The 11,985-nt window shown below is 71.1% G+C and carries 11 protein-coding genes; 2 read left to right on the top strand and 9 right to left on the bottom strand.

The window, feature by feature from the left end; translation table 11 throughout:
- Positions 1–74 precede the first annotated feature (74 nt).
- The 9 genes from ruvX to GBN72_RS28780 form a co-directional block, all read right to left on the bottom strand.
- Positions 75–539: a Holliday junction resolvase RuvX gene (gene ruvX / locus GBN72_RS28820; protein WP_151774871.1), complete on the bottom strand. Its 465-nt coding sequence runs from the start codon at positions 537–539 to the stop codon at positions 75–77.
- Between the two features lie 27 nt (positions 540–566).
- Positions 567–3,239 carry an alanine--tRNA ligase gene (gene alaS, locus GBN72_RS28815; RefSeq protein WP_151774870.1) on the bottom strand — a complete coding sequence of 891 codons (2,673 nt, stop codon included), beginning with the start codon at positions 3,237–3,239 and terminating at the stop codon, positions 567–569.
- Positions 3,239–3,616: a DUF6167 family protein gene (locus GBN72_RS28810; RefSeq protein WP_151774869.1), complete on the bottom strand. Its 378-nt coding sequence runs from the start codon at positions 3,614–3,616 to the stop codon at positions 3,239–3,241. The genes alaS and GBN72_RS28810 overlap by 1 nt, the downstream gene beginning before the upstream one ends.
- A 14-nt stretch (positions 3,617–3,630) precedes the next feature.
- Positions 3,631–4,092, bottom strand: coding sequence for a DUF948 domain-containing protein (locus GBN72_RS28805; protein ID WP_151774868.1), 462 nt, complete (start codon positions 4,090–4,092; stop codon positions 3,631–3,633).
- 190 nt (positions 4,093–4,282) lie between these two features.
- Entirely contained in the window at positions 4,283–4,897 is a 615-nt protein-coding gene (rpsD, locus tag GBN72_RS28800) for a 30S ribosomal protein S4 (protein WP_108957064.1), read from the bottom strand.
- Positions 4,898–5,259: 362 nt separating this feature from the next.
- The gene (locus GBN72_RS28795; RefSeq protein ID WP_151774867.1) at positions 5,260–6,615 is read right to left on the bottom strand and encodes a replication-associated recombination protein A; all 1,356 of its coding nucleotides are present in this window, start codon (positions 6,613–6,615) and stop codon (positions 5,260–5,262) included.
- A gap of 46 nt (positions 6,616–6,661) precedes the next feature.
- The gene (locus GBN72_RS28790; protein ID WP_151774866.1) at positions 6,662–7,300 is read right to left on the bottom strand and encodes a vitamin K epoxide reductase family protein; all 639 of its coding nucleotides are present in this window, start codon (positions 7,298–7,300) and stop codon (positions 6,662–6,664) included.
- 294 nt (positions 7,301–7,594) lie between these two features.
- Complete coding sequence (hisS, locus tag GBN72_RS28785) at positions 7,595–8,857, bottom strand: histidine--tRNA ligase (protein ID WP_151774865.1); 1,263 nt, start codon at positions 8,855–8,857, stop codon at positions 7,595–7,597.
- A gap of 13 nt (positions 8,858–8,870) precedes the next feature.
- Positions 8,871–9,578 (bottom strand): MBL fold metallo-hydrolase, encoded by a 708-nt coding sequence (locus GBN72_RS28780; RefSeq protein ID WP_151774864.1) that lies wholly within the window; start codon positions 9,576–9,578, stop codon positions 8,871–8,873.
- A gap of 180 nt (positions 9,579–9,758) precedes the next feature.
- Between GBN72_RS28780 and GBN72_RS28775 the strand changes: the two genes are divergently transcribed.
- Together GBN72_RS28775 and GBN72_RS28770 are read left to right on the top strand one after the other, a co-directional pair.
- A complete protein-coding gene (locus tag GBN72_RS28775; protein WP_151774863.1) occupies positions 9,759–10,574 on the top strand; it encodes a peptidylprolyl isomerase in 816 nt (271 codons plus the stop codon).
- 145 nt (positions 10,575–10,719) lie between these two features.
- The gene (locus GBN72_RS28770) at positions 10,720–11,949 is read left to right on the top strand and encodes a DUF349 domain-containing protein (protein ID WP_151774862.1); all 1,230 of its coding nucleotides are present in this window, start codon (positions 10,720–10,722) and stop codon (positions 11,947–11,949) included.
- The last annotated feature ends 36 nt before the right edge of the window (positions 11,950–11,985 follow it).

Below are 11,985 nucleotides of genomic sequence, written 5' to 3'. Positions count from 1 at the left end.
ACGGAGCCGCGCCGCCTCTACTGTGCGACGGCATTCGAACGCGCCGCATCGCGCGGAACGTTACCGTACCGCGATCAGCCGGCCACCTCGACTGCTTCCCCCGGCGCAGCGCCGGAGACCCGTTCGGACTCCAGTGCCTGCTGCAGGATGATGACGGCGGCGGCCTGGTCGATCACGGAGCGTCCCTTCTTGGACCGCACGCCCGACGCGCGCAGCCCCTGGCTCGCCGTGACCGTGGTCATCCGCTCGTCGACCAGCCGGACGGGCACCGGCGCGATGCGCCGGGCCAGCTCCTGGGTGAAGCCGCGCACCTTCGCGGCCGCGGGGCCCTCCCCGCCCTTGAGGGAGCGGGGAAGGCCGACCACGACCTCGATGGGCTCGTACTCCTCGACGAGCTGCGTGAGCCGCCGGTGGGCCGCCGGGACGTCGCGTCCCGGCACCGTCTCGACCGGTGTGGCGAGGATCCCGTCGGGGTCGCACGAGGCGACCCCGATCCGGGCGTCCCCGACATCGACGGCCAGCCGACGTCCTCTGCGCATGATCGCTCTCTTCCCGCCGTCTCGCCGCTACTTGGCCGTGTCGGCCACGAGGCGCTCGACGGCGTCCACGGCCTCGCCGATGGCGGCCGGGTTCTGGCCGCCGCCCTGTGCGACGTCGGGCTTGCCGCCACCGCCGCCGCCGAGGGTCTTGGCGGCGACGCGGACCAGGTCGCCGGCCTTGAGGCCGCGGTCGCGGGCGGCGTCGTTGGTGGCGATCACCGTCAGCGGCTTGCCGTTCGCCACGGTGAACAGGGCCACCACGGCGGCCCGGCCGCCCTGGATCCGGCCGCGCACGTCGAGGACCAGCTTGCGCAGGTCGTCGGGGGTGGTGCCGTCCGGCACCTGACCGGTGACCAGGGCCACACCCTGGACGTCCTTGGCGGACCCGGCGAGCCCGGCGGCGGCCTGGAGCACCTTCTCGGCGCGGAACTTCTCGATCTCCTTCTCGGCGTCCTTGAGCTTGCCGAGCATGGCGGAGACCTTCTCCGGAAGCTCCTCCGAGCGGCCCTTCAGCAGCTCGGTGAGCTGGTTGACGACCGTGTGCTCGCGGGCCAGGAAGTTGTACGCGTCGACACCGACCAGGGCCTCGATGCGGCGCACGCCGGAACCGATGGACGATTCGCCGAGCAGCTTCACCAGACCGAGCTGGGCGGTGCTGTGGACATGCGTGCCGCCGCACAGCTCCTTGGAGAAGTCGCCGATGGTGACCACGCGGACCCGCTCGCCGTACTTCTCGCCGAACTCGGCGATGGCGCCCTGCTTCTTCGCCTCGTCGAGGCTCATCACGTCGGCGCGCACGTCGAGGTCGCGGGAGAGCACCTCGTTGATCTTCTGCTCGACGTCGGTCATCACGGCCGTCGGGACGGCGGCCGGGGAACCGAAGTCGAAGCGGAAGCGGCCCGGCTGGTTCTCCGAGCCGGCCTGGGCGGCCGTCGGGCCGAGCGCGTCACGCAGCGCCTGGTGGGTGAGGTGGGTGGCCGAGTGGGCGCGGGCGATGGCGGTGCGGCGGCGGTGGTCGATGGAGGCCTCGGCCTTGGAGCCGAGGGTCACCTCGCCGACCTGGACGACGCCCTTGTGCACGTAGACGCCGGGCACCGGCTTCTGGCAGTCGCGGATCTCGATCACGGCGCCGGAGTCGGCCTTGATCCGGCCGGTGTCGCCGATCTGGCCACCGCCCTCGGCGTAGAACGGCGTGCGGTCCAGGACGATCTCGACCTCGTCGCCCTCCCGGGCGGCCGGGGACGAGACGCCGTCGACCAGGATGCCGACGACGGTGGACTCGCCCTCGGTGTGGGAGTAGCCGATGAACTCGGTCTGACCGGCGGCGTCGGCGATCTCGCGGTAGGCGCCGAGCGAGGCGTGGCCCGTCTTCTTGGCCTGGGCGTCGGCCTTGGCGCGCTCCCGCTGCTCCTTCATCAGGCGGCGGAAACCGTCCTCGTCCACCGAGAGGCCCTGCTCGGCGGCCATCTCGAGGGTGAGGTCGATCGGGAAGCCCCAGGTGTCGTGGAGCAGGAACGCCTTGTCGCCGGCGAGGACCGTGCCGCCGGCGGCCTTGGTGTCCGTGACGGCGGTGTCGAGGATGTTGGTGCCGGCCTTCAGCGTCTTGAGGAAGGCGTTCTCCTCGGCGAGGGCGACCTTCTCGATCCGCTCCCGGTCGGTGACCAGTTCGGGATACTGCTGGCCCATCATCGCGATGACGACGTCGATGAGGTCCTTGACCACCGGGCCGGTGGCGCCGAGCAGGCGCATGTTGCGGATGGCGCGGCGCATGATGCGGCGCAGCACGTACCCGCGGCCCTCGTTGCCCGGGGTGACGCCGTCGCCGATGAGCATCACCGAGGTGCGCATGTGGTCGGTGACCACGCGCAGCGAGACGTCGGAGGAGGAGGCGTCGCCGTAGCGGACGCCGGTCAGCTCGGTGGCCTTCCCGATGACGGCCATCGAGGTGTCGATCTCGTACATGTTCTGCACGCCCTGCAGGATCATGGCGAGCCGCTCGAGGCCGAGACCGGTGTCGATGTTCTTGCTCGGCAGGTCGCCGAGGATCGGGAAGTCGTCCTTACCGGTGCCCTCGCCCCGCTCGAACTGCATGAAGACGAGGTTCCAGATCTCGACGTACCGCTCGTCGTTGACGGCGGGGCCGCCCTCGACGCCGAACTCCGGGCCGCGGTCGTAGTTGATCTCGGAGCAGGGGCCGCAGGGGCCGGGAACGCCCATGGACCAGAAGTTGTCCTTCTTGCCCAGGCGCTGGATCCGCTCGGCGGGCACGCCGACGACGTCGCGCCAGATCTGCTCGGCCTCGTCGTCGTCCTGGTAGACGGTGATCCAGAGCTTCTCGGGCTCCAGGCCGTAACCACCCTTGTCCTGGGGGCTGGTGAGCAGCTCCCAGGCGAGCTTGATGGCGCCTTCCTTGAAGTAGTCGCCGAAGGAGAAGTTGCCGCACATCTGGAAGAAGGTGCCGTGGCGGGTGGTCTTGCCGACCTCTTCGATGTCGGGCGTGCGCACGCACTTCTGCACGCTGGTGGCGCGCGCGAAGGGCGGCTTGACCTCACCCAGGAAGTAGGGCTTGAACGGCACCATGCCCGCGGGGACGAGCAGCAGAGTCGGGTCGTCCGCGATGAGCGACGCCGAAGGGACGACGGTGTGCCCGCGCTCCTCGAAGAAGCTCAGCCAGCGGCGGCGGATCTCGGCCGACTCCATCAGTGGTCCTCATTCCGGTTGTGCGAGTACGTCTTGTAGGAGTACGTCTTGGCGTACTTCTCGTTGCTGCGGTGGTCCGCGGCGGTGACCGGTCGCGGACCGGCCGGCCGCCCCGGCTCCAGGGCCGCCGGGCGGGACGCGTCGTCGACCGAGGCGCGCAGTCCGAGCGCCTCGCCGAGTTCGGCCTCCCGCTGGGCCATGTTGTCGCGCACGTCGAGTGCGAAGTCCTTCAGCCGGTGGCCGGCCTCGACGGCCTTGTTCGCCGCCTGCGCGGCGAGGCTCTCCGGGGTCAGCTGTTTCAGCTTGCGGTTGACCTTGGTGGTGGCCCACACACCGGCGGCAGCGCCGGCGGAGAACCAGAAGGCTCGACGGAACATCGGTGGTTCGGTCCCTACTTCCGCTTCGTCCGGCTGGCCCGGCCCTCGGCCGGGAGGGTTCGGCCCACGATCACGGTGCGCCGGGATTGGCGCGGCGCCCCGGGCGCCGCGTCGCTCCGGCTCAGCGCGCGGCGCACGCCGTAGCCGAACGCCGCGACCTTGACCAGGGGGCCGCCGAAGGTGGAGGCGACGGTCGTCGACAGCGCGGACGCGTTCGACGTGACCTCCTGGACGTCCGATGCGATGGCGTCGACCCGGTCGATCTGGGTCTGCGCGGAGCGCACGGCATCGGAGGCGTCGGCCAGCAGCGGGACGGCCTGCTCGGTGACGTCCGCCACCAGCTTGGTCGTCGCCCTGAGCGTCTGGGCCAGCCTCACCAGGGCGACGGCGAGGAAGGACACCAGGATGGCCCAGAAGACGGCCACCAGGATCCCGGCCACCTCTCCACCGGACACTGCGCACCCGCTCCCTGACATCGGAAAAGTCGTGCCCCGAGCCTATCGCGCCACGAGCCGGGCCCCGTACCGGATTACCCGCCGCGCCACGGGCCCCGGGCCACCGGCCGCGGGGCCGGCGCGACGGGCCCCGCGCAACGGCGACGGCCCGCCGCGTGCCGGAAGGGCACGACGGCGGGCCGGGGCGCGGAGTGCTACGTCAGCCGAAGGATCAGCGGGCGTAGTACTCGACGACGAGCTGCTCGTCGCAGATCACCGGGATCTCCTTGCGGTTCGGCTCGCGGTCCAGGCGGAACGCCAGGGCCTTGAGGTTCACCTGCAGGTAGCGCGGGGTCTCGCCGTCGGGGGCGAAGCCACCCTCGCGGGCGACCTGGAAGAGCGTCTTGTCCTTGGAGCGGTCGCGGACCTGCACGACGTCGTCCGGACGGACACGGAAGGACGGCTTGTCGACCTTCTGGCCGTTGACCTGGATGTGGCCGTGGACGACCATCTGGCGGGCCTGGTAGATCGTGCGGGCGATGCCCGAACGCAGGACCAGCGCGTCGAGACGGCGCTCGAGCTCGATGATCAGGGCCTCACCGGTCTTGCCCTGCACCTTGGAGGCACGCTCGTAGGCGCGGACGAGCTGGCGCTCGGACACGTCGTACTGCGCGCGCAGACGCTGCTTCTCGAGCAGACGGACCTTGTAGTCCGAGTTCTGCTTGCGGCCGCGGCCGTGCTCACCCGGCGGGTAGGGGCGGGCCTCGAAGTACTTGACGGCCTTCGGGGTCAGCGCGATGCCGAGGGCACGCGACTTCTTGACCTTGGGGCGGGACTGGTTCGCCATGGAACCGACACCTCATGTTTCTGTGTGAATACGGCTTCACCAGGGTTAGGGGAGGTCGCAATCCGCAGCCCGGGAAACCCTTCGGGCTCCGAGGAACCCGGCGGGCAGCCGCTCCCAGGTCTGGGCACATACGTGCAGCACGCGAGTGGCCCACCGACCGATTCCCCGGGCGCGTGGACCGGGGGCGGTGGTGGGCTGCCCGCGACACCTTCGACGGTGCGCGACGCTCCTGGATCCCTGGACCTCGCGGTCCGGGGTTCCGGCTGGATGTCCCGCCTGGTGGAGTCCGCCGGGGCGGACAACGGGACGCAGCACTTCGGGTCAGTCTACAGGCGTGGGCGGAGTGCTCCGGACCGGGCCGGTCACGACCGCCCGCGGCCGAGATGCTGCCTGGTCCACTCCACCGCGTCTGCGTACCGTGCCTCGGCGCCGTGGCGGGTGGGGGTGTAGTACGCACGGTCCTTGATCGCGTCCGGCGCGTACTGCTGCGCGGCGATCCCCTCGGGCAGGTCGTGCGGGTAGACGTACCCCTGGGCATGCCCCAGCTTGGCGGCGCCCTTGTAGTGCCCGTCGCGCAGGTGAGCGGGCACCGGGCCGGCCAGTCCCTTGCGGACGTCCTCCAGCGCGGCGCCGATCGCCGTCGTGGCCGCGTTGGACTTGGGGGCGAGCGCCAGCGCGATGGTGGCGTGGCTCAGGGTCAGGGCCGCCTCGGGGAAGCCGATCATGGCGACCGCCTGCGCGGCGGCCACGGCGGTGGGCAGCGCGTTGGGGTCGGCCAGGCCGATGTCCTCGCTGGCGGAGATCATCAGCCGGCGGGCGATGAACCGGGGGTCCTCCCCCGCGTCGATCATGCGGGCCAGGTAGTGCAGCGCGGCGTCCACGTCGGAGCCGCGGATCGACTTGATCAGGGCGCTGGCCACGTCGTAGTGCTGGTCGCCGTCCTTGTCGTAGCGCACGGCGGCGCGGGCGACGGAGTCCTCCAGGGTCTCCAGCGTGATCGCCTCCTCGCCCTTGGCCAGGGCCGAGCCGGCGCCCGCCTCGAGGGCGGTCAGCGCGCGGCGGGCGTCGCCGCCGGCGATCCGCAGCAGGTGCTCCTCGGCGTCCCCGGGGAGCTCCACCGAGCCGCCGAGCCCGCGCTCGTCGGCCACCGCGCGGTGCAGCAGGCCGCGCAGGTCGTCGTCGGTGAGCGGCTCCAGGGTGAGCAGCAGGGAGCGGGAGAGCAGCGGCGAGATCACCGAGAAGTACGGGTTCTCGGTGGTGGCGGCGATCAGGGTGACCCAGCGGTTCTCCACCGCGGGGAGCAGTGAGTCCTGCTGGGCCTTGCTGAACCGGTGGATCTCGTCGATGAAGAGGACGGTCTCCTTGCCGAAGCCGCCGGTGGCGCGGCGGGCGCCGTCGATGACGGCCCGGACCTCCTTGACGCCCGCGGTGATCGCGGAGAGTTCCACGAACCGCTTGTCGGTGGCCTTGGAGATCACGTACGCGAGGGTGGTCTTGCCGGTGCCCGGCGGCCCCCAGAGGATCACCGAGGAGGGACCGGCCGGGCCGGAGGCCCCTTCGCCGACCAGACGGCGCAGCGGGGCCCCGGGCTTCAGCAGGTGCCGCTGCCCCACGACCTCGTCGAGCGTGCGCGGGCGCATCCGGACCGCCAGCGGACTGGCGGCCGGGTCCTTCTCCTGGCGTTCTTCGGCAGCGGCGGTGAACAGGTCGGGCTCCACACGGAAACCCTAAGCCACGGCTAGGACAGAGCGGCGGGCCGACCGGTCAGGCCCAGAGGGCGCTGCCCCAGCGCGAGAAGATCAGGATCGCGACGACGCCGATGTGCACCACGGGGAGCACCCAGGTGAACTCGTCGAAGAAGGTCCGCAGCCCCTTGGGGGCGGGCAGGAAGCCGTTGCGGACGTTGAACGAGGTCACGTACCAGAACATGACGATGGTCGCGGTCCAGGCGAGCATGCACCACAGGCACAGGTTGTGGATCTCGTACAGGGACTGGATCATCAGCCAGGTGCAGAACCCGACGCCGAAGAGCGTGCCGGCGTTGAGGGTGAGCCAGTACCAGCGGGGGAACCGGGCCCCCGCGATCACGCTCATGCCCACGCAGACGACGACGGCGTAGGTCACCAGGCCCAGCAGCGGGTTCGGGAAGCCGAAGACCGAGGCCTGGTCGCTCTGCATGATGTTCTTGCAGGAGAAGATCGGGTTCAGGCTGCAGGCCGGGGTGAAGTCCGGGTCCTCGAGCAGGTGGAACTTGTCCATGGTGATGATCCACGAGGCGAGCACACCGAGCGCGCCGGTGATGGCCAGGAGCACGCCGAAGCCCCGGCTGCCGCCCAGTCGGCGCGGACCGTCGTCCCCGGTCCGGGGCGCCGGCACGTCGTGGACCGTCGTCATGCTGCTCATCACACCGATTCCCTGCATCGAAGAGGTTGAGGCACGGCCATTGTGCCGCACTCTGCCCCTGCGGCCGTCGGACTGACGTAAACAAGGGCCGCCCGGATGCCCCGAAGGCCCCGCCCGCCGGGGACGTCCGTTCCGGGGGCGCACACGTGGACGAACAGGGGGCGTACGCGCGGACGGCACGGGGGCGTGCGCGGGGAGGACGGACACGGGGACGGACACAGGGCCGCGGAACCACGACGGGGCGCCCCCTCCGTGGAGGGGACGCCCCGGGAGAACCGCGGGAGGCGGCGGGCCTCAGCCGAGCCGGGCCTCCAGCTCGGCGATGATCTCGCCCACACCGATCGCGCTCTGCTCGCCGGACTCCATGTCCTTGAGCTGGACGACGCCCTCGGCGAGGTCGCGCTCGCCGGCCACGATCGCGAAACGTGCGCCGGAGCGGTTGGCGGCCTTCATGGCGGCCTTCAGCCCCTTGCCGCCGTAACCGAAGTCGGCCGCGATGCCGACCTTGCGCAGCTCGGTGACCTTGGCGAACAGCAGGCGGCGCGCCTCGTCGCCCATCGGCACGGCGAACACGCTGGTGGTGGCGGGCAGGTCCAGCTCCACGCCCTCGGCCTCCAGGGCCAGCACCGTGCGGTCGACGCCGAGCGCCCAGCCCACCGACGGCAGCGCGGGGCCGCCGATCATCTCGGAGAGGCCGTCGTAGCGGCCGCCGCCGCCCACCGCGGACTGCGAGCCGAGGCCGTCGTGGACGAACTCGAAGGTGGTGCGGGTGTAGTAGTCCAGGCCGCGGACCAGCTTGGGGTCGTCCTCGAAGGCGACGCCCGCCGCGGTGATCAGCTCGCGGACCTCCTCGTGGTAGGCCTTGCAGGCCTCGCACAGGTGGTCCTCGAGCAGCGGGGCTCCCACGAGCTGCTTCTGGACGTCGGCCCGCTTGTCGTCGAGGACGCGCAGCGGGTTGATCTCGGCGCGGCGCAGGGTCTCCTCGTCGAGGTCGAGGCCGCGCAGGAAGTCCTGGAGGGCGGCCCGGTAGGCGGGGCGGCACTCCTTGTCACCCAGGCTGTTGAGCAGGATGCGGAAGTTCCGCAGGCCAAGCGAGCGGTACGCCTGGTCGGCGAGGATGATCAGCTCGGCGTCCAGCGCCGGGTCCTCGGCGCCGATGGCCTCGGCGCCGACCTGCGAGAAGTGGCGGTAGCGGCCCTTCTGCGGACGCTCGTAGCGGTAGTAGGAACCCGAGTACCAGAGCTTCACCGGCAGGTTCCCGGCCTTGTGGAGGTTGGCCTCCAGCGCGGCGCGGAGCACGGAGGCGGTGCCCTCGGGGCGCAGGGCGAGACGGTCGCCGCCCTTGGTCTCGAAGGCGTACATCTCCTTGGTGACGATGTCGGTGGACTCGCCGACACCGCGTGCGAACAGCTCGACGTTCTCGAAGCCGGGCGTCTCGATGTAGCCGTATCCGGAGTTGCGCAGCGGGGCGGAGATGGCCTCGCGCACCGCCAGGTAGCGGGCGGAGTTCGGCGGGATCAGGTCGTAGGTGCCCTTGGGGGCCTTGAAAGTGCTCACGGGTGTTCTCTCGTCACATTCCTCGTCGGGGGGCCTGGAAGCCCTCCGGGCCGGCGGCCACCTGCCGCAGATAGGGGTTGGTGGCGCGCTCCTGGCCGATGGTCGTCTGGGGGCCGTGGCCGGACAGGACGACGGTGGTGTCGTCCAGCGGCAGGCACACGCGGGCCAGCGACCCGAGCATGTCGTCCATGTCGCCGCCCGGCAGGTCGGTGCGTCCGATGGAGCCGGCGAACAGCAGATCCCCGGAGAAGAACACGGACGGGACGTCCGCGGCCTCGGGCATCCGGAAGGTCACCGACCCCTTGGTATGGCCGGGAGCGTGCGCGACGGAGAACTCCAGGCCGGCCAGCTCCAGCCGCGCGCCGTCGGTCAGCTCCTTGACGTCGTCGGGCTCCCCGACGGCCAGCTCACCCATGAGCGGCATGCCGATGGACCGGCCGAGCGCCTTCTCGGGGTCGCTCATCATGTACCGGTCCGCCGGGTGGATCCAGGCGGGCACGTCGTGCGCGCCGCACACCGGGACCACCGAGGCGACATGGTCGATGTGTCCGTGGGTGAGGACGACCGCGACGGGCTTGAGCCGATGCTTCCTGAGCGTCTCCTCGACTCCCTGGGCGGCCTGGTGGCCGGGGTCGATGATCACGCATTCCTCGCCGGCCCCGGGGGCGACGAGATAACAGTTCGTCCCCCAGGCACCGGCCGGGAACCCGGCAATGAGCACGATCGTCCCTCGTTGTGTCGATACGGGCGGGTGGTCATCCGGCCACCCTGGCGTCAGCAGCCTACCGGCGCTGCCGATTACTCGGTGAACCCATATACGGTACGGGGCACACGCACGCGGTCGGCTCAGGAGGCCCACGCGGCCCGGTCGACGCACGATTCGCACGAGGAGTGAGACCCGGTGGTCAGCCAGGAACAGCGGCGGCGTCAGCTCGCCCGGGAGAAGTTCTTGCGCCAGCAGCAGCGGCGCACCGCCGCCCGCCGCAAGGCGCGCATGCGGAACGCGGTGATCGCGTCGGTCCTCGGCGTGGTCCTGGTCGGCAGCCTCGCGCTGTACACCACGGGCACCCTGCGGGACGACGGTGAGAACACCGCGGCCGGCGCTTCGGCGTCGCCGAGCGCCGAGCCGAGCAAGGCGCCGGACCCCTGTGAGAAGCCGGCCGAGGGCAAGGTCGAGGAGCTCCAGTTCGACAAGGAGCCGCCGATGAAGATCGACGAGTCGGCGAAGTACACGATGACGCTGGACACCACCTGCGGCGAGATCTCGGTCGCGCTGGACGCCAAGGGCGCCCCGCACACCGTGAACTCGTTCGAGTTCCTGGCCGGCAAGGGCTACTTCGACCACACGAAGTGCCACCGCCTGACGACCCAGGGCATCTACGTGCTCCAGTGCGGTGACCCGACGGGCACCGGTTCCGGCGGTCCGGGGTACGAGCTGAAGGACGAGAACCTGAAGTCGGACGCCCTCAAGAAGGACACGTACCCGACGGGCACCGTCGCCATGGCCAACGCCGGCCCGAACACCAACGGCAGCCAGTTCTTCCTGGTCTACCAGGACAGCCCGCTGCCGCCGAACTACACGCCGTTCGGGAAGCTCGACGACAAGAGCATGGCCGTCCTGGAGAAGATCGCCAAGGCCGGCGAAAGCACCGGCATGGGCGACGGCGCCCCGAACGCGACGGTGGTCCTCGACAAGGCGACCGTCACCAAGTCCTAGGCACTGCCGCGGTCCCGCGGGCCGATATTCGGTCGCGCGGGATGCGGACAGGCCACCCGCCGGTCGCCTATGTTGACCGGTGACGAAACTGTGGAGGATGCCCGGGGCCTCGAAACCCCCCGCGGCATCATGTGGAGGAGGCGCTGTGAGCAGCGACCCGTGGGGCCGCGTCGACGAGACGGGGACCGTGTACGTGCGTACGGCCGACGGCGAGAAGGTGGTCGGCTCCTGGCAGGCCGGCTCCCCTGACGAGGCGTTGGCCTACTTCGAGCGCAAGTACGAGGGCCTGGTTGTCGAGATCGGCCTCCTCGAGCGGAGGGTGCGGACCACCGACCTCGCCGCGAAGGACGCCCTGGCCGCCGTCGAGCACCTGCGCGAGCAGATCGACGCCCATCACGCGGTGGGCGACCTGGACGCGCTGCGGGCGCGTCTGGACAAGCTCACGGAGACGGTCGAGTCCCGTCGCGAGGAGCGCAAGGCGCAGCGGGCCAAGCAGTCGGAGGATGCCCGCAAGTCCAAGGAGGCGCTGGTCACCGAGGCCGAGGAGCTGGCGCAGTCCGAGCAGTGGCGGGCGGCCGGCGAGCGGCTGCGGGCGCTGGTGGACACCTGGAAGGGGCTGCCGCGGCTGGACCGCAAGTCCGACGACGAGCTGTGGCACCGCTTCTCGCACGCCCGCAGCGCGTTCTCCAAGCGCCGCAAGGCCCACTTCGCGCAGCTGGACTCGCAGCGCGAGGACGCCCGCAAGGTCAAGGAGCGTCTGGTCGCCGAGGCCGAGTCGCTCTCCGGGTCGACCGACTGGGGTCCGACGGCCGCCCGTTACCGCGAGCTGATGACCGAGTGGAAGGCCGCGGGCCGCGCCCAGCGCGAGCACGAGGACGAGCTGTGGAACCGCTTCCGCGGCGCCCAGGACGTCTTCTTCGCCGCCCGCAGCTCGGTCTTCGCCGAGCGGGACGCCGAGCAGGCGGAGAACCTGAAGCTGAAGGAGGAGCTGGCCGGCGAGGCCGAGAAGCTCCTGCCGGTCACGGACCTCAAGGCGGCGCGGGCCGCGTTCCGTTCGGTCAACGAGCGGTGGGAGGCCATCGGTCACGTCCCGCGGGACGCGCGGCCGAAGGTCGAGGGCCGGATGCACGCCGTGGAGCGGGCGATCCAGGAGGCCGAGGAGGCCGAGTGGCGTCGCACCAACCCGGAGGCGCGGGCGCGCGCCGCGGGGCTGACCGGTCAGCTCCAGGCCGCCGTGGACAAGCTGCGCGGCCAGATCGAGCAGGCCCGCGCGCAGGGCAACACCGCCAGGGCGGAGAAGCTCGAGCGTGAGCTGGAGGGCCGTCAGGCCCTGCTGGACCAGGCTCTCAAGGGTCTCCAGGAGTTCGGCGGCTGACGGGCCGCCCGACCGTACGACGAAGCCCCCGGCCGC

This window comes from Streptomyces abyssomicinicus (assembly GCF_008974245.1).
In the GTDB taxonomy this organism is placed as follows: Bacteria; Actinomycetota; Actinomycetes; order Streptomycetales; family Streptomycetaceae; genus Streptomyces; species Streptomyces abyssomicinicus.
Note: the sequence above shows the minus strand (reverse complement) of the source record. Positions and strands in the feature narration are given on the sequence as shown.